The sequence below is a fragment of the Marinobacter sp. L-80 genome, from assembly GCF_056859395.1.
In genome coordinates this window covers 211,060-229,307 of record NZ_JBSXOI010000077.1, presented here as the reverse complement: position 1 = coordinate 229,307, position 18,248 = coordinate 211,060, and the positions used below count along the sequence as shown (strand labels likewise).

Below are 18,248 nucleotides of genomic sequence, written 5' to 3'. Positions count from 1 at the left end.
TATGGACCCTCATCAGTTGGAATGTCCCGCGCCGTTGGCTTCATGCCTGGCGGGAGGTTTTTGGCGGAAAGGCCGCAGGAGCCTCTGAATAATGCCTCAAATCACCGATGGGGTTTCAGGATTTATTCAGAGACTCCTTAATCTGGCGCTGTATTCTATAGGAAACCCCTTATAAAGTTAAGTTGGACAGAGGTCGGAGAGATCTGTTATCTGAGCTATAATCGCCGACCTCAAATCAACGACCGAATTCTGACATGAATGAAGCCCTGCAAGAGATTCACGACTTCCTGCCGTGCCGGACCCCGAAACAATGGATCGACAACGCCCTGGCCAACCAGGATCTGATGCTGATTGATCACGCCCATTGCGAGAAAAAAGCTGCGTCGACGGCATTAAGCCTGATGTATCGGTATGTCGAAAACACCGAGTTATTGAACAAAATGTCCAGACTGGCCCGGGAAGAGCTCCGGCATTTCGAACAGGTTCTTGCGATTATGACGAAGCGGGGTGTGGACTATCGCCATCTTACCCCGGCCCGTTATGCCGCAGGCTTGAGACAGCAGGTCCGCCAGGATGATCCGGGGCGGCTGGTGGATGTGCTTATTGTGGGTGCGATTATCGAGGCGCGGTCGTGCGAGAGATTTGCCGCGCTGGCGCCGTTTCTGGACGACAGACTGGCAGATTTTTATACCAGCCTGCTTAAATCCGAAGCCCGACACTATCAGGATTATCTGAAACTGGCCGAGCAGGCTGCCGGTGGCCCGATAGATGCACGCGTCTCGGAATTTCTGGCGACCGAGAAAGAGCTGATCGAGGCCCCGGATACCGAGTTCCGGTTTCACAGTGGGCCAGTATCATCGTAGCTGTCGGCATAGATCGATCCAGGCGTCAATGCCTGCGCTACGGTATTTTTGTTTGTGCATGATGAAGTAGAACTGTCGGTCAAAGCGGCGATGTTCCGGAACAGTCAGCGGGACCAGGCTGCCACGTTTGAACGCGTCGGCCAGCACCACTTCCGACAGGCAGCCGATGCCGAGGTCTGTCTCTACGGCGCGCTTGATGGCTTCTGTGTGTTCCAGTTCCAACAGTACGTTCAGATCGGGCAGCAGGCCGTGCATACCCCGCTCAAAGCTTTGCCGGGTTCCAGACCCTGGTTCTCTCATGATCCAGGTGGCGTTGCGAAGGTCCTCATCCGAGAGCGAACCTTTGCTGGCCAGGGGGTGACTGGGAGAACAGAACACTACCAGTTCATCGCCTCGCCAGGGCAGGACATCCAGTTCCTGCGACTGTAGCTCCCCTTCGATCAGCCCGATGTCTAGCTCGAAATCCCTGACTCGCCTGGCAATCGTGCTGGTGTTGGCTACCTCCAGCGAGACCCGTGGATGGGTAGGGGTATTCATGTATTGGGCCATGACGCCCACGGCCAGATAGTTACCAATGGTAAGAGTGGCACCCACTTTCAGGGCACCTGCTTCGGTGTGTTTGCTGAAGGCCTGCTCCAGTTCATTGGCCTGGGCAAGGACGGCCTCCACCTTGGGGCGGTAAAGCCGCCCCAGCTCGTTTAACTGGAGCCGTTTGCCAACGCGGTCGAACAGCTGGATGTCGAACTGGTTTTCCAGTTCTTTCAGCGCACTGCTGGCTGCCGATTGCGACATGGCCAGCGATTCGGCAGCACGGGTAATGTTCTGGAAATGGGCGGCTGCCAGGAAAACTTCCAGCTGTCGAAAACTGTACTTCATAACTTTTCGCTCTTAATCGGCTCACTCGAATAAGGTTATGAGAATATCCCATTTTCCCGATAGGTTAGTGTCGGGTTAGACTTAGCGCAATCCAAAATTGAATCATTCGCCGTAAGAAAGCGTAACGAACAGGCAAGAGGTTTACATGAGCAACCTGATTAAAGAGAAAGTTACCAGCGTCCATCACTGGAACGATACCCTGTTCAGCTTTACCACAAGCCGTGATCCGGGCTTCCGTTTCAAGAACGGGCACTTTGTCATGATCGGCCTGGAGACCGAGGGTAAGCCTTTGATGCGCGCTTACAGTATCGCCAGTGCCAATTACGAGGAAGAGCTTGAGTTCTTCTCGATCAAGGTCCAGGACGGCCCACTGACCTCCCGCCTTCAGAAAATCCAGGTAGGTGACGAAATTCTGGTGAGCCGCAAGCCGACAGGGACGCTGATTCTGGACAACCTTCTGCCCGGAAAGAATCTGTGGCTGATCAGCACCGGCACTGGTTTGGCGCCTTTCATGAGCATCATCAAGGACCCGGAAGTCTACGAGGCGTTCGATAAGGTTATTCTGACCCATGGCGTGCGTTACGTCTCCGAGCTGGCTTATCAGAAGGAGATCGAGGAGCTGCCGGAGAACGAATACTTCGGCGAAATGGTCCAGGGCAAGCTGGTTTACTATCCGACCGTAACGCGGGAAGACTTCCGCAACCAGGGGAGGCTGACCGATGCCATGGAAACCGGCAAAATCACCCGTGATCTCGACCTGCCGGATTTTGACCCGGAGAATGACCGGTTCATGATCTGCGGCAGTCCAAGCATGCTCAAGGACACCTGCGCCATCCTGAACAACATGGGCTTCAAGGAAGCCCGGGGCGGCGATATGGGTCATTACGTGATTGAGCGGGCGTTCGTGGAGCAGTGAGCTCGCGGGCTGAATCCGCCTCGAAAAAAGCCGGAGCGTGATGCTCCGGCTTTTTTGTGTTTGTATCTGACAGAATGGGTCGTATAAACGGCAAAGGGCTTTGGAGGCGGAGCAATGGCAGGACGGCAGTTAACGAAGAGAAACGTCATCAGCTTTTTGGTGGCACTGGCGGTCGGGGTAATTCTTGGCACCGTAGTTCAGACCCAGCTAAATCTGTGGGCCCTTCAGGCTATGGGTGTAGCGGTTGGGCTTGAAGCTCGCATTTCTGCCACCGGGCATGATCTGGTCTCTTTTGCGCCGCTCTACCTGCTCCTCTTTGGACTCAGTTTCCTTATTTCCCAGGGCGCTGCGGCCGTCGTTTCCCGTTTCGTGGGGCGCGGACTTCGGGTGCCACTGTTCGCCCTGGCCGGGGCATCCGGGCTGTGGGTTGCACTAGTGTTGGTTAATGCCCTGGCTCCCATGCCAACCCTGATTGCGGCGACCCGAACCGGGGGAGGTCTGCTTGCCATGCTGTTAACCGCCGCATTTGCCGGAGCCCTGTTCGCCAGACTTACTGCCAGGCCTGCCACCGGGGTCAGTAGCCACGCCTCAGGAACCCTGCTGGCCATTTGCCTGGCGGTTGGCCTCGGGGCGCTGCCAGGTCCGACACAGGCCCAGTCCTTGAGCGACTACACCGTCGAGACGTTGACTTCCGGGCTGGAGCATCCCTGGTCCCTGGCGTTTCTTCCCGGTGGTGGCGCCCTTGTGACGGAGCGGGCAGGGCGGTTGCGGATGATTTCAGAGGAGTGGGAGCTCGGCCAGGCGCCGATTACCGGAGTTCCGCCGGTTTTCAATGATGCTCAGGCAGGTCTGTTCGGTGTGCTGTTGTCGCCGGACTTTGAGAATAACCAACTGGTCTTTCTCGCCTACGCTTGCGGGACGGCCTCTGCGAATCACCTGTGCGTGGCCCGTGGTCAGTTGCAGGCGGAGGCCTTGACGGAGGTTGTCGAGATATTCCGTGCCAAGCCGGCCAAGGAAGGCAGCGCCCACTACGGTGGCCGAATGGCCTGGCTTCCGGATGGTACGCTGATCGTGACGCTGGGAGACGGATTTGACTATCGGGAGCAGGCGCAGAACCTGTCCAGTCATCTGGGCAAGATCGTGAGGCTGAACCCGGATGGCAGTGTTCCCGCCGACAACCCCTTCGTTGGCAGGGAAGGCGCTCTGCCGGAAATATACAGTTACGGGCACCGGAACGTTCAGGGGCTGGTGTTTGATTCCGTCGAAAACGTCTTGATTGCCCATGAACACGGCCCTCGCGGCGGTGATGAGATCAATATTATCGAGCCGGGACACAACTATGGCTGGCCGGTGATCACGCACGGCATCGATTACACCGGGGCGATGATCACTCCCTTTGTTGAGCGGGAAGGTATGGAGCAACCGTTGTTGCACTGGACCCCTTCAATTGCCCCCTCAGGCATGACCCGCTATCGGGGTGAGCTGTTTCCGGACTGGCAGGGAAACCTCTTGGTCGGCGCCCTTGCTGATAAAAGCGTTCACCGCGTCACACTGGAAGCCGGCGAAGCAAGCGACGTTGAGGGTTTGTTCGAAGCAATTGGCGAACGGATCCGGGACGTGGCTACCGGGCCTGATGGAGCGGTGTATCTGCTCACTGACAGTGCGGATGGACGGATTCTGCGTATCCTGCCTTAGTCTCGGCTCTGGGGTCTTTAGGCCCGGCCGGTGTATAGTAGGCGGTTTTCAGAAAGAGGGAAGCCGCTATGTTTTATCTGGAACTGGAACCACGTTTCAGCGATACCGATGCCCTCGGGCATATCAGCAATACCACTCTACCGGTCTGGTTCGAGCAGGCCAGGACGCCGGTTTTCCGTATTTTTCACCCGACCCTTGAAGCCGAGACCTGGCCGCTGATCATTGCACGACTTGAGATTGATCTGATGGCACAGAGCTACTGGCATATTCCGGTCAAGATCAAAACAGGTATCGGTAAGATCGGCAATTCCTCGTTTCATGTGATTCAGGAAGCCTGGCAGGGCGACAAGCAGATTGCCCGGGGTGTTGCAGTGTTAATTCACTTTGATTACGAAATCGAGAAGGCACTGCCGATTCCGGATGACCTAAAAGCCAGGCTGGCAGAACATGCGGTAGCGTGATCGCGCACAATTCTGACTTTCCCGGAGGCGCTGGTGTTTGGTAAATACCTTGTATTGATCTCTCTGATGAGTGTTTTGGTGGTAACTGGTTGTGATTCCACTAATGTGGATAACGCGCCCGAATCCGATGGCCAACAACTTACTTCACCGACTGGCCCGGATGTCGATGTCTCGCTGGCACTGACCTCCGCTCAGCTGGACTGGGTAGGCCAACAGATTTTCCGGAACGAGTGCGCAGGGCGTTTTCAGTGTCTGGTCCACTGGAACGACGGCGAGGCGTTTCCGTCATTGGGTATCGGTCACTTCATCTGGTATCCGGAGGGCGTTGAAGGGCGATTCGTGGAAAGTTTTCCGGCCCTTATGGAATACATGGAACAGCGTCAGGTCAATATTCCCGAATGGTTGAGAGCGCTCGAGCCTTTTGACGCTCCCTGGCGCGAAAAAGCAGACTTTCTGGCTGTAGACGATTCACCACGAGTAGCAGAGCTGCGAGAGTTTCTGGCGGGTACCCAGGGGATCCAGGCTGAATTCATATTCCGTCGCGCCAGGAAATCGCTTGGAAAGATTATTGAGGCAGCCCCGGATGATCAAAAGCCAGAGATCGCTGCCAGGCTGGAGTCCTTGAGCCAGACGCCCGGTGGCGTTTACGCCATCATCGACTATGTGAATTTCAAGGGCGAGGGGCTTTCGCCTACGGAGCGCTATGAGGGCCAGGGCTGGGGGCTGCTGCAGGTGCTTTTGGAAATGTCTGAATCACCAGATCAGAGCGCCCTTGTTAAATTCAGGGAAGCAGCTGACACCGTTCTGACGCGACGGGCAGACAACGCGGAGAATCCCATCGAGCGGGAGCGCTGGCTGCCGGGGTGGCGGAAGCGCCTCGAGACCTACGCAGAGCCCCCCGTCTTCAAAATTTCGAAATAATTTTGCATAAAAACTAGTTCATTTACCGAACCTTGTTCTACTTTTAATAGGCGCGGCCCTTGGTCTGCCTTTTTTTGGCGCATGGGGTTGGAGCGAAAGCGCCGAACTGGTGCATGAAATGGTATTACTTCGTTCCAGATTCGTCTGAAACGCACCGGTGATTGATAAAAATAATATAAATCATCGGCTTACGCCGAGTGGCTTGCAAATTGCTGATTACACTCGTCGCGATAAAACCAACTGATGTTCGGAGAAAAGACAATGAGAAAGACGAAATCGATTGCCCTGGGGATTGCTCTGGCCGTAGGTACGTTCTCGGCCACTGGTGCCATGGCAGCTACAACTCTGGAGAACGTCAAGGAGAAAGGTCACCTCCAGTGCGGCGTGACCAGCGGTTTGCCTGGCTTCTCGCAGCCTGATGAAAAAGGTAACTGGACCGGTATCGACGTGGATACCTGCCGCGCGGTTGCTGCAGCCATCTTCGGTGACGCAAACGCGGTTGAGTTTACTCCACTGACTGCAAAGGAGCGTTTCACCGCCCTGCAGTCGGGTGAAATCGACATGCTCTCCCGTAACACCACCTGGACACTGACCCGCGATGCGTCCCTGGGCCTGAACTTTGCCGGCGTGAATTATTACGATGGTCAGGGCTTTTTGATCAACAAGGGTATCGGTGTGGACGATGCCACCCAGCTGGACGGTGCCACCATCTGTATCCAGGCCGGTACTACCACCGAGCTGAACCTGTCGGATTACTTCCGCGCCAAGGGCATGGAATTCAAGCCGATCGTGTTCGACACCTCTGAGCAAACCGTTCAGGGCTTTGCGGCGGGTCGTTGCGACGTTCTGACCTCCGACCGTTCGCAGCTGGCGGCGCTCCGCTCGAAGCTGTCCGATCCGAGTTCAGCCAAGATCCTGCCGAACACCATTTCCAAGGAGCCCCTGGGCCCGGTTGTTCGCCAGGGTGACGATCAGTGGTTCAACATTGTCAAGTGGGTGCTCTCCGTGCAGATCAACGCCGAAGAGTTGGGCGTGACCAGCGCCAATGCCGACGACATGCTGAAGTCCGACAACCCGAATATCCAGCGCCTGCTGGGTACCGATGGCGACATGGGTGCCAAGCTTGGACTGCCGGATGACTTCGGTTATCAGGCCGTGAAACTGGTTGGCAACTACGGTGAAATGTATGACCGCAACGTAGGACCGGATACCCCGCTGGGACTGGATCGCGGAATCAACGCGCTCTGGACTGAAGGCGGTATCATGTATGCGCCGCCGGTCCGTTAAGACCTGAAGGCATACGGCGAAGTCTCCTGTGGGAGGCTTCGCCGTTATCTCTGATGCTGTAAACCACAGGGAAGCTCTTCAGGACAATCCATGAAAAAACAAACAATCGATACCCGACCTGCAGGGCCCAAGCCCTGGTACGACCCCCGGGTCCGCTCACTCTTCTTTCAGGCGATAGCCATTGCCCTCGTGTTCTGGGGCGGATGGATTCTCGTCGATAACACGCTTTCCAACATGGAAAGCCGTGGCATCAGCACCGGTTTCGGTTTTCTCGGTGAAACCGCCGGGTTCGGCATCATCATGAATCTGGTGCCTTATGATGCAACCATGTCTTATGGCCGAACCTTCTGGGTTGGTCTAACCAATACATTGCTTGTTTCCGCGATGGGTGTCGTTGCCGCCACCATTCTCGGTTTCATCATTGGTGTTGCGCGACTCTCGAGTAACTGGCTTGTGGCCAAAATGGCGCTGGTTTACATCGAAGTGATCCGCAACATACCGCTGCTTCTGCAGATTTTCTTCTGGTACTTTGCCGTACTCAGCAATCTTCCGTCACCACGCCAGAGTGTTGACGTCGGCGGCGCGCTGTTCCTGAACAACCGGGGCCTTTACCTGCCAGATCCAGTGATCCAGGAGGGTTTCGGGATTGTCTGGGGCGGTATTCTGCTTGCCATCGCTGCTGTCGTCGGGATTCGGATATGGGCGAAAAAACGCCAGTTGGCGACCGGACAGATCTTCCCGACCTTCAAGGTCGGCGTGGCTATTCTGGTGCTGGTACCGATAATCTCTTATCTCTTGGCCGGTCGGCCTCTAGAGTGGGATTTGCCAGCGCTCAGGGGCTTCAACTTTGGCGGGGGAATTACCATCATTCCGGAGTTGGCGGCTCTGTGGATTGCACTGTCGCTGTACACCGCCAGCTTCATCGCTGAAATCGTCCGCTCCGGTATTCTGTCGGTCAGCAAGGGACAAACCGAGGCCTCCAAGGCTTTGGGGCTGCCCAATGGTCTTACCCTCAGGTTGGTGGTGATACCGCAGGCCATGCGGGTCATCATTCCGCCGCTCACCAGTCAGTATCTGAATCTGGTGAAAAACTCCTCCCTGGCAACGGCCATCGGTTACCCGGATCTCGTGGCGGTCTTCATGGGCACTACGCTGAACCAGACGGGGCAGGCCGTCGAGGTTGTCGCCATTACCATGGCGGTGTATCTGACCATCAGTCTGCTGATCTCGTTGTTCATGAATATCTACAACCGGGCTGTGGCCATTAAGGAGCGATGATGACCGAGTCAACCATGAAAGCACCCAAGAAGGCGCTCCGTCCGGTCAAGTGGATGCGGGAGAACCTGTTCTCCGGCTGGTTCAACACGGTATTGACGCTGGGTGTGGCCTATCTGCTGGTGACCAGTGTAGGGCCTTTGCTCAACTGGTTTTTCCTCGACGCCAACTTTGTTGGCAGTGATCCGAGCGCCTGTACGGGAGCGGGTGCCTGCTGGCTGTTTATCAGCCAGCGTCTGAATTTCTTTATCTACGGATTCTACCCGGATGAACTGCAGTGGCGGGTCGACGTGATGTTCCTGCTGCTGGCGGTTTCCTTTGTACCCCAGTTCATCGAGCGTTTCCCCGGCCGCAAGTGGCTCGGGCTGTTCGGTATCTTTGGTTTGCCCATTGTTGGCTACTTCCTGATTCCCGGAGGCAGTTTCGGCCTGGAAGAAGTGCAGAGCTCGAAATGGGGCGGCCTGATGCTGACCCTGATCCTGGCTTACATCGGGATTATTGCGTCGTTGCCCATTGGCATATTGCTGGCGCTGGGTCGTCGCTCCGAGATGCCGATCATCCGCGGGATCTGTGTGGTCTTTATCGAGGTATGGCGGGCGGTTCCGTTGATCACGGTTCTGTTCATGGCTTCGGTGATGCTGCCGCTGTTTCTCCCGGAAGGTGTGAACTTCGAGAAACTGGCCCGGGCGCTGATTGGTATAACCCTGTGGCAGTCCGCTTACATGGCGGAAGTGATTCGCGGTGGCCTGCAGGCCATTCCCCGGGGCCAGTATGAGGCTGCCGATGCTCTGGGGCTGGGATACTGGCGCAAAATGGGGCTGGTCATCCTGCCGCAGGCTCTGAAGATGGTTATTCCGGGTATCGTGAACACCTTCATTTCCCTGTTCAAGGACACCACGCTGGTGTTGATTATCGGCCTCTTCGATATCCTCGGCACAGTCCAGTCCACGGTTACCGATCCGGCCTGGCAGAATGTTGCCATTGAGGGCTATGTATTTGTGGCGTTCTGTTTCTGGGTCTTCTGCTTCGGCATCTCCAGATACAGCCAGAACCTTGAACGAAAACTAGACACTGGTCATAAGACCTGACGGGTAATCCTATGACAGAACAAACACAAACCTCAGAAATGCAGACCCCGCCGAAGGACCAGCCGGGAAAAAAACCGGGGATTATCCGGGTTGAGGGCATGCACAAGTGGTACGGGGACTTCCATGTTCTCAAAGATCTCAACCTGACCGTTGATCAGGGCGAGAGAATTGTCATCTGTGGGCCATCGGGCTCGGGAAAATCCACCTTCATCCGTTGCATCAACCGGCTGGAGGAGCATCAGCAGGGCAAAATCATTGTTGATGGTATCGAGCTGACCGATGATGTCCGCCACATTGATACGGTTCGGCGGGAAGTCGGCATGGTGTTTCAGCACTTCAACCTTTTTCCGCACCTGACCGTCCTGGAAAACTGCTGCCTGTCGCCGATCTGGGTGCGAAAAACGCCCCGAAAGGAAGCGGAGGCATCTGCGATGGAGTACCTTGAGCGGGTCAAGATCCCGGATCAGGCTAACAAATTCCCGGGGCAGCTTTCGGGCGGCCAGCAACAGCGTGTGGCGATTGCCAGGGCCCTGTGCATGAAGCCCAAGATCATGCTGTTCGACGAGCCAACCTCGGCCTTGGATCCGGAGATGATCAAGGAAGTGCTGGACGTAATGATTGAATTGGCGGGAAGCGGTATGACCATGCTCTGCGTAACCCATGAGATGGGTTTTGCCAAGACGGTGGCGGACCGTGTGATTTTCATGGACGGTGGCGAGATTGTGGAGCAGGCACCTCCCCACGAGTTCTTTACCAACCCACAGGAAGCCAGAACTCAGAAGTTCCTCCAGCAGATACTCGCGCACTGAAACCAAGACTAAAAAAGCCGGGCATTTGCCCGGCTTTTTTACAACGGCTCCTTGAATAGCTCGGGCTCCTTGCCTGGCTCTGCCTCAAGCCACCAAACGTTCTTGTCCCAGTCTCCCAGTACAATACGCTTTGCCGGCGACCCGTTGGCCGTCAGTTCATGAACCGCGGGGCGATGGGTGTGGCCATGGATCATTCGCTGGACACCGTGCGTTTCCAAGTCCTTGACCACTTCCTCGGGCGTTACGTCCATGATGAACTCCTCCTTGCCCTGATTTTTCGCCATGCTGATTTCCCGTAGCTGGCGGGCCATTTGCTGGCGGTCTTTCAGGGGGCGCTGGAGTATCATCTGCTGCCACTGCGGGTTACGCATGTTGGCCCGGAACTTCTGGTATTCCACATCGGCGGTGCACAGGCTGTCGCCATGCATCAGCAGGGTAGGGGTACCGTACAGATCAATCACCGTCGGATCGTCCAGCAGCGTTGCGCCGGCCCGGTCGCAGAAGTCCTGGCCGATCAGAAAGTCCCGGTTGCCGTGCATCAGGAAAATCCTGGTGCCGCTGTCCCGCAGTTTTCGAAGGGCAGTCGCAATCTGCTCCTGGAGCGGCGTGCGTTCGTCATCTCCTATCCACGCCTCAAAGAAATCACCGAGAATATACAGCTGATCAACACCACTGGCTTTCCCGTCGAGAAAGCCCAGAAATGCCTCAGTAATATCCGGGCGGGATTCCTCGAGGTGAAGATCTGAAATAAACAGCGTGGTCACGCGTCCTCCAGAACCTCGGCTTTTTCGATTACCACGTCATCGGCAGGCACATCCTGGTGGCCTGCACGCATGGTGGTGCGCACTGCTCGAATCGCGTTTACCGTGTCCATGCCGTCGGCCACTTTGCCGAACACGCAGTAGCCCCAGCCTTCCGCGTTTTTGGCGGTGTGGTCCAGGAAGCCGTTATTCTCAACGTTAATAAAGAACTGGGCTGTGGCAGAGTGCGGGTCCATGGTGCGTGCCATGGCAATGGTTCCCTGCATGTTGCTCAGTCCGTTATCGGCTTCGTTCTGAATCGAATCGCGGGTTTTACGTGGGGTCATGCCCGGCTCGAAGCCGCCGCCCTGAATCATGAAATTGCTGATCACACGGTGAAAAATCAGGCCATCGTAAAAACCGTCGCGAACGTACTGTTCAAAGTTTTTGGCGGTTTCCGGTGCCTTGTCGTAGTCCAGTTCCAGCTTGATGTCACCGTAGTTGGTTTTCAGCAGAATCATCAGGTTTTCCTGTTCAGAAAGGTTAGGTACGTTAACGGCCCCATTGTACTCAAGAGTTTCCCGCTATGCATGAGTCCGGCAAGGATTTGTGAGTATAATACGCGGTTTAAGATTCACTCCCCTTTTAACAGAGATTGTATGAGCGCCGAGTCGAAGAAAGCCCACAACTTTATCCAGAGCCTGATCGAAGACGCCATCGCCAGCGGAGAGCACACCGGCAAGGTGGTCACCCGATTCCCGCCGGAGCCCAATGGCTACCTGCATATTGGTCACGCCAAATCGATCTGCCTGAACTTTGGCATCGCCGAGACCTTTTCCGGCGACTGTAACCTTCGGTTTGACGACACCAACCCGGAAAAGGAAAACCAGGAATACATCGACGCCATCAAGCAGGATGTGGAATGGCTTGGTTACGAGTGGGCCGGGGACGTGCTTTATGCCTCGGATTACTTTGATGCGCTTTATGAATTTGCCGAGGAACTGATTACCCGGGACAAGGCTTACGTCTGCGCCCTGACGGCAGATGAAATGGCCGAGTATCGCGGTAGTCTCAAAGAGCCGGGCAGGAACAGCCCTTACCGGGATCGGCCGGTGGAAGAAAGTCTGCAACTGTTCCGCGATATGCGGGACGGCAAGTATCAGAACGGCGAACTGGTGCTGCGGGCCAAGATCGATATGTCTTCTCCGAACATCAACATGCGGGATCCGATTCTTTATCGCATCCGCTACGCCGAACATCACCAGACCGGGAACAAGTGGTGCATCTACCCGATGTATGACTTCACCCATCCCATTTCGGATGCCTTGGAGGGGATTACCCACTCCCTGTGCACGCTGGAATTCGAGGACCACCGGCCGCTGTATGACTGGGTTCTGGATAACATCTCCGGCCCCTGCCACCCGCGCCAGATCGAGTTTGCGCGGCTGAATCTGAACTACACCATCACCTCCAAGCGGAAGCTCAAGCGTCTGGTGGATGAGAATGTAGTTGATGGCTGGAACGATCCGCGTATGCCAACCATTTCCGGTATGCGCCGGCGTGGCTACACGCCGGAGTCCATCCGCACCTTCTGCGACATGATCGGGGTGAACAAGGCCGGCGGCACTGTGGATGTGGGCATGCTTGAGCACGCCATTCGCGAAGACCTCAACACCCGGGCCCCGAGAGCCATGTGTGTGATGCGCCCGTTGAAAGTCACGCTGACCAATTACCCGGCGGATCAAAGCGAAACGCTCACCTTGCCAGTGCACCCGCAAAATCCGGATATGGGCGAGCGGGAAGTGCCCTGGACCCAGACTCTGTATATCGACCGGGAAGATTTCGAAATGGAGCCGCCGCGTAAATGGAAGCGGCTGGCCCCGGACCAGGCAGTACGCCTCCGTGGCGGCTATGTGATGACCTGCCGGGAAGTGATTCGTGACGACAGTGGCCAGATTGTCGAGCTCAAGTGTGAGTACGATCCCAACACCCTGGGCGTCAATCCCGAGGGCTACAAACCGAACGGCGTGATTCACTGGGTTTCGGCGAGTGACAGTGTAGAGGCAGACATCAATCTGTATGACCGCCTGTTTAACCACGAGTCGCCGGACAGTGACAAGGAAGGCGATCTGATGGATCACCTGAATCCGGAATCGCTGGTGGTTCTCAAAGGCGCGCGCGTCGAAAAGAGTCTTGTCGCGCCCCGTATGGATCTTCCATACCAGTTCGAGCGGGAAGGCTACTTCTTCTGTGATCAGGCCCATACCGAGGCTGCCGGTCGGCCGGTATTCAACCGCACTGTTACGCTCAGGGATTCCTGGGGCAAGGGGGGCAAGTGATCCGCATCTACAATACTCTGACCCAACAGAAGGAAGAGTTTCGGCCAATTGAGCCTGGCAAGGTCCGGATGTACGTCTGCGGTATGACAGTCTATGACTACTGCCACCTGGGGCATGCCCGGGTGCTGGTAGCCTTTGATGTGATTACCCGTTACCTGCGTCATCGCGGTTACGACGTGAACTATGTTCGCAATATCACCGATATTGACGACAAGATCCTGCGCCGTGCGGATGAAAACGGTGAGCCCTATGACGAACTCACGGACCGGATGATCAAAGCCATGCACGAAGACGAAGCCCGTCTCGGCGTGCTGTCACCGGATGAAGAGCCCCGAGCTACCGCGTATATCGACGAAATTATCGCGATGATCCACAAACTGATTGCCGGCGGCCACGCCTACGCAGCGGACAATGGTGACGTCTACTTTTCGGTCGATTCCTTCGATGACTACGGCAAGCTCAGCAAGAAAAAGCTGGAGGATCTTCTGGCGGGCGCGCGGGTGGATGTTCAGGAAGCCAAGCGAAGCCCTGCAGATTTCGCGTTGTGGAAAGCGGCAAAGGCAGGGGAGGTCAGCTGGCCGTCGCCCTGGGGCGATGGTCGTCCCGGCTGGCACATCGAGTGCTCTGCGATGTCCACCTGCTGTCTCGGCGACACATTCGATATTCACGGCGGTGGCCCGGATCTGTTGTTCCCGCACCATGAGAACGAGATTGCCCAGTCAGAATGTGCCACTGGCCACACTTTTGTGAACACCTGGATGCACGCGGGTGCCATCCGGGTGAACAAAGAAAAGATGTCCAAGTCCCTGGGTAACTTCTTCACCATCCGCGAGATCATGGAGAAGTACCCGGCAGAAGTGGTCCGTTACTTCCTGGTTTCCAGCCACTATCGTAGCCAGGTGGATTACTCTGAGGAAAATCTGGCTGAGGCCGGCCGAACTCTGACCCGTTTGTACCATGCGCTCAGAGGCATCGTGCCCGCCAAGGCCGCCGATGTGCCGGAATCCGAGCACGACGAGCGGTTTGCCGAGGCGATGGACGATGACTTCAACACCGCGGGTGCAATTGCCGTCCTGCACGCTGTTGCCAACGAAATCAATCAGCATCGTCGCGATGGTCGTGAAGACGATGCCAAGCAAAGTGCGGCGATTCTGGTAAGGCTTGGTGGTGTTCTGGGGCTGCTGCAGCAGGATCCCGAGGCGTTCTTCCAGGCAGACACGGGTGGTGAGCTTAGCGCCGAAGACATTGAAGCAATGATCCAGGCCAGGGCTGATGCCCGCAAGGCAAAGAATTTTGCCGAGGCCGACCGGATCCGCGACGAGCTCCTCGAGAAAGGTATTATTCTGGACGATTCCCGAGAGGGGACGACCTGGCGTAAAGCCTGAATTTCCGGGAGCTGCCGGTTGGTCAGACCAGTTTTGCGCCTGCAGGAATGATCTTGTAAGGATTTTCCCTTACAATGCGGCGCTCAAATTAGAATGCCCCCTCAAGATGAAGGGGGAGTCGGGAAACGTAACCCACTGAGGCAGACAACGATGACAGAACGCGTACAAGTCGGCGGCATTCAGGTCGCAAAGAATCTGTATGATTTCGTGAACAACGAAGCGATCCCGGGCACCGGAATCGATGCCGATAAATTCTGGGCAGAATTTGACAAGATCGTGAACGAGCTGGCGCCACGCAACCGTGAATTGCTGGCCAAGCGTGATGCTATCCAGGAAAAAATGGACAGCTGGAACCGGGATCACAAGGGCCAGAAGCTCGACATGGGCGAATACAAGTCTTTCCTGAAAGACATTGGTTACCTGGTTGACGAGCCTTCCGAGTTCAAGATCTCCACCTCCAATGTCGACCCGGAAGTGGCAACCATGGCCGGCCCTCAGCTGGTGGTGCCGATCATGAACGCCCGTTTTGCTCTGAACGCTGCGAACGCGCGTTGGGGTAGCCTGTACGATGCGCTGTACGGTACCGACGCGATTTCCGAGGAAGACGGCGCTGAAAAAGGCCGTGGCTACAATCCGGTTCGCGGTGCCAAAGTTATCGAGTGGGCCCGCAACCTGCTCGACAGCTCGGCACCGCTGGCCTCTGGCAGTCACAAAGATGCTGCCAAGTATGTAGTTGAAGGTGGCAAACTGGTCGTCAAGCTGCAGAACGGTGACTCCACGGGCCTGAAAGACGAAGCCGGCTTTGTTGGCTACACCGGTGCTGCTGATGCGCCCACCGGCGTGCTGCTGGTCAAGAACGGCATGCACTTCGAGATCCAGATTGACGCCAGCCACCCGATTGGCAAAGACGACGGTGCCCACGTCAAAGACGTGCTGATGGAGTCTGCACTGACCACCATCATGGATTGCGAAGACTCGGTAGCTGCCGTAGACGCCGACGACAAGGCACTTGCGTACCGCAACTGGCTGGGCCTGATGAAGGGCGATCTGCAGGAAACCTTCGAGAAAGGTGGCGAGCAGTTGACCCGCAAGATGAATGCGGATCGCACCTACACCGCGGCAGATGGCAGCGAGCTGAGCCTGAAAGGCCGCAGCCTGATGTTTATCCGTAACGTCGGCCACCTGATGACCAACCCGGCCATCCTGCTGAAAGACGGTAACGAAGTGCCGGAAGGTCTGATGGACGGTCTGATCACCTCACTGATCGCCATTCACGACATGAAGGGCAATGGCAAGTTCCAGAACAGCACCAAAGGCTCCATGTATATCGTGAAGCCTAAGATGCACGGGCCGGAAGAGGTTGCATTCACCAACGAATTTTTCGGTCGTGTCGAGGATGCATTGAGCCTGCCGCGCTTCAGCCTGAAGGTCGGCATCATGGACGAGGAGCGTCGCACCACAGTTAACCTGAAAGCCTGTATCCATGCCGCGAAAGAGCGGGCTGTGTTTATTAACACCGGTTTCCTGGATCGCACCGGGGACGAGATCCATACCTCCATGGAACTGGGTCCGTTTATCCGCAAGGGTGCGATGAAGCAGGCGACCTGGATCAATGCCTACGAGCAGTGGAACGTGGACATCGGCCTGGAAACCGGTTTCCGTGGCGTTGCCCAGATTGGTAAGGGCATGTGGGCCATGCCTGACCTGATGGCCGGCATGCTGGAAGCGAAAATCGGGCATCCGAAGGCTGGTGCGAACACTGCCTGGGTTCCATCTCCCACGGCGGCTACACTGCACGCCACTCACTACCATCAGGTAAGTGTGGCTGATGTCCAGAAGCAGCTGGAAAGCCGCACACGCGCTGCGCTGGACGATATCCTGACAGTACCGGTGATGGATGATCCTGCTTCTTTGAGCGCCGAGGACATCCAGCAGGAGCTGGACAACAACGCCCAGGGTATCCTCGGTTACGTTGTGCGCTGGATTGACCAGGGCGTTGGCTGCTCCAAGGTGCCGGACATCAACGATGTCGGCCTGATGGAAGACCGTGCGACTCTGCGTATCGCCTCTCAGTTGCTGGCCAACTGGCTGCACCATGGTATCTGCTCTGAAGATCAGATCATGGAGACCATGAAGCGTATGGCAGCGGTGGTCGACAAGCAGAACGCCGGTGATTCGGCGTACCGCCCGATGGCCGGGAACTTCGATGACAGTGTGGCCTTCCAGGCGGCGCTGGATCTGGTTCTCAAGGGCCGCGAGCAGCCTAATGGCTACACTGAGCCGCTACTGCACGCTTACCGTCTGAAGGCCAAGGCGAAATACGGACAGTAAGTCCTGTACACAAAAAACCCCGCTTCGGCGGGGTTTTTTGTGGCTGGAGGGAGCAGGGCAGCACCGTAATTCAGCGTGCCATTCCTCAGTCCTTGTGCAGCACGTTAGCCGCGTACAGGGTGTTCTGAAGCAGGGTGGCGATCGTCATGGGCCCGACACCGCCGGGAACCGGCGTGATGTAGGCGGCACGTTCAGAAGCGGCCTGGAAGTCCACGTCGCCATGCAGTTTTCCGTCTTCCATCCTGTTGATGCCCACATCAATCACCGTGGCTCCCGGTTTTACCCAATCACCCTTTATGAGTCCAGGTTTGCCAACAGCGGCCACCAGAATGTCAGCCTCGCCTACAAACTTCTGCAGATCCGGTGTGAATCGGTGGCATACGGTGGTAGTGGCTCCTTTCAGGAGCAATTCCATGCTCATGGGGCGTCCTACGATGTTCGAGGCACCCACGATCACGGCGTGCTGGCCCTTGTAGGGAGTTTTGATGCTGTCTAGCAGGGTAATGATGCCTGCAGGTGTGCATGGGCGCAGAGTGGGTTTGCGCTGCATTAAACGGCCGATGTTGTAAGGGTGGAATCCGTCGACGTCTTTGTCCGGACGAATCTTGACCAGTATCGGATCTGCATCCAGGTGGTCGGGAAGCGGAAGCTGGACCAGGATGCCGTCGACTGCCGGGTTTTCGTTCAGCTCGTCAATCAAGGACTCCAGGGCTTCCTGAGAGGTGTCTTCCGGAAGGTCATAGGACAGGGAGAGAATTCCTGCCTGGTCGCAGGCTTTCCGCTTGTTGCCTACATATACATGCGATGCGGGATCGTCCCCGACCAGCACTACGGCCAGTCCTGGAGCGCGAAGTCCTTGCTGCCTGCGGGTTTCAACGCCGGCGGCGACCTGCTGTCTTACTTCGGCGGCAATTTCTTTTCCATTGATCAGTTTGGCGGTCATGTCTCGTCTTGTCGGTTGGGCATCGGTAAATTGGAGGCCCGACATTGTCTCATGCTTCGGTCGGAACTCCAATCAGGCGCTTGGTTAGCGGGGTTCAAGGGAACTTTTCAGTCGGCCTTCTGTCATTGAATCGACGATTGTTTCAGGGAATTTGGAAATGCGTGTTGACGGAGTCGTCCGGCGCCGGTAATATGCGCGCCAACTTTGCTGAAGCACTTGTTGTTCAGTTCAAACGGGGTATAGCGCAGTCTGGTAGCGCGCCTGCTTTGGGAGCAGGATGTCGGGAGTTCGAATCTCTCTACCCCGACCATTTTTCTGG

16 protein-coding genes and 1 tRNA gene are annotated in these 18,248 nt (G+C 56.4%); 13 read left to right on the top strand and 4 right to left on the bottom strand.

What is annotated here, in order from left to right; genetic code table 11:
• Positions 1-254: 254 nt before the first annotated feature.
• Entirely contained in the window at positions 255-863 is a 609-nt protein-coding gene (locus tag AC13E3_RS20600) for a MiaE family protein (RefSeq protein WP_273083522.1), read from the top strand.
• Here AC13E3_RS20600 and AC13E3_RS20595 read toward each other — a convergent pair.
• Complete coding sequence (locus AC13E3_RS20595; protein ID WP_092029897.1) at positions 855-1,739, bottom strand: LysR substrate-binding domain-containing protein; 885 nt, start codon at positions 1,737-1,739, stop codon at positions 855-857. The two genes, AC13E3_RS20600 and AC13E3_RS20595, sit on opposite strands and share 9 nt — an antisense overlap.
• Positions 1,740-1,884: 145 nt before the next feature.
• Here AC13E3_RS20595 and AC13E3_RS20590 point away from each other — a divergent pair, with 145 nt between their 5' ends.
• The 8 genes from AC13E3_RS20590 (at position 1,885) to AC13E3_RS20555 (ending at position 10,191) form a co-directional block, all read left to right on the top strand.
• Complete coding sequence (locus tag AC13E3_RS20590; protein WP_008174999.1) at positions 1,885-2,655, top strand: ferredoxin--NADP reductase; 771 nt, start codon at positions 1,885-1,887, stop codon at positions 2,653-2,655.
• A 114-nt stretch (positions 2,656-2,769) separates the two neighbouring features.
• A complete protein-coding gene (locus AC13E3_RS20585) occupies positions 2,770-4,350 on the top strand; it encodes a PQQ-dependent sugar dehydrogenase (protein WP_482902455.1) in 1,581 nt (526 codons plus the stop codon).
• A 68-nt stretch (positions 4,351-4,418) separates the two neighbouring features.
• Complete coding sequence (locus tag AC13E3_RS20580; protein ID WP_482902454.1) at positions 4,419-4,811, top strand: acyl-CoA thioesterase; 393 nt, start codon at positions 4,419-4,421, stop codon at positions 4,809-4,811.
• A 33-nt stretch (positions 4,812-4,844) separates the two neighbouring features.
• Positions 4,845-5,732: a hypothetical protein gene (locus AC13E3_RS20575; RefSeq protein WP_482902453.1), complete on the top strand. Its 888-nt coding sequence runs from the start codon at positions 4,845-4,847 to the stop codon at positions 5,730-5,732.
• 261 nt (positions 5,733-5,993) lie between these two features.
• Positions 5,994-7,019, top strand: coding sequence for an amino acid ABC transporter substrate-binding protein (locus AC13E3_RS20570; protein WP_008175006.1), 1,026 nt, complete (start codon positions 5,994-5,996; stop codon positions 7,017-7,019).
• Positions 7,020-7,109: 90 nt separating this feature from the next.
• Positions 7,110-8,297 carry an amino acid ABC transporter permease gene (locus AC13E3_RS20565; protein ID WP_482902452.1) on the top strand — a complete coding sequence of 396 codons (1,188 nt, stop codon included), beginning with the start codon at positions 7,110-7,112 and terminating at the stop codon, positions 8,295-8,297.
• The gene (locus AC13E3_RS20560; protein WP_053112375.1) at positions 8,297-9,382 is read left to right on the top strand and encodes an amino acid ABC transporter permease; all 1,086 of its coding nucleotides are present in this window, start codon (positions 8,297-8,299) and stop codon (positions 9,380-9,382) included. The genes AC13E3_RS20565 and AC13E3_RS20560 overlap by 1 nt, the downstream gene beginning before the upstream one ends.
• Positions 9,383-9,420: 38 nt before the next feature.
• Positions 9,421-10,191 (top strand): amino acid ABC transporter ATP-binding protein, encoded by a 771-nt coding sequence (locus AC13E3_RS20555; RefSeq protein WP_014577526.1) that lies wholly within the window; start codon positions 9,421-9,423, stop codon positions 10,189-10,191.
• Between the two features lie 38 nt (positions 10,192-10,229).
• Here AC13E3_RS20555 and AC13E3_RS20550 read toward each other — a convergent pair whose 3' ends face one another.
• Entirely contained in the window at positions 10,230-10,955 is a 726-nt protein-coding gene (locus AC13E3_RS20550; protein WP_008175010.1) for a UDP-2,3-diacylglucosamine diphosphatase, read from the bottom strand.
• Complete coding sequence (locus AC13E3_RS20545; protein ID WP_008175011.1) at positions 10,952-11,452, bottom strand: peptidylprolyl isomerase; 501 nt, start codon at positions 11,450-11,452, stop codon at positions 10,952-10,954. Before AC13E3_RS20545 ends, AC13E3_RS20550 begins: the two co-directional genes overlap by 4 nt.
• A gap of 138 nt (positions 11,453-11,590) precedes the next feature.
• On the opposite strand from AC13E3_RS20545, the gene AC13E3_RS20540 reads away from it, so the two are divergent.
• The 3 genes from AC13E3_RS20540 (at position 11,591) to AC13E3_RS20530 (ending at position 16,986) form a co-directional block, all read left to right on the top strand.
• Positions 11,591-13,270, top strand: coding sequence for a glutamine--tRNA ligase/YqeY domain fusion protein (locus AC13E3_RS20540; RefSeq protein ID WP_008175012.1), 1,680 nt, complete (start codon positions 11,591-11,593; stop codon positions 13,268-13,270).
• Positions 13,267-14,655, top strand: a complete 1,389-nt coding sequence (cysS, locus tag AC13E3_RS20535; RefSeq protein WP_008175013.1) for a cysteine--tRNA ligase — start codon at positions 13,267-13,269, stop codon at positions 14,653-14,655. The genes AC13E3_RS20540 and cysS overlap by 4 nt, the downstream gene beginning before the upstream one ends.
• Positions 14,656-14,805: 150 nt before the next feature.
• Positions 14,806-16,986: a malate synthase G gene (locus AC13E3_RS20530; RefSeq protein ID WP_405420380.1), complete on the top strand. Its 2,181-nt coding sequence runs from the start codon at positions 14,806-14,808 to the stop codon at positions 16,984-16,986.
• An 85-nt stretch (positions 16,987-17,071) separates the two neighbouring features.
• On the opposite strand, the gene folD is transcribed toward AC13E3_RS20530, so the two are convergent.
• Positions 17,072-17,929: a bifunctional methylenetetrahydrofolate dehydrogenase/methenyltetrahydrofolate cyclohydrolase FolD gene (gene folD, locus AC13E3_RS20525; RefSeq protein WP_008174575.1), complete on the bottom strand. Its 858-nt coding sequence runs from the start codon at positions 17,927-17,929 to the stop codon at positions 17,072-17,074.
• A 233-nt stretch (positions 17,930-18,162) separates the two neighbouring features.
• Here folD and AC13E3_RS20520 point away from each other — a divergent pair.
• Positions 18,163-18,239 (top strand) — tRNA-Pro (locus tag AC13E3_RS20520).
• Positions 18,240-18,248: the final 9 nt, after the last annotated feature.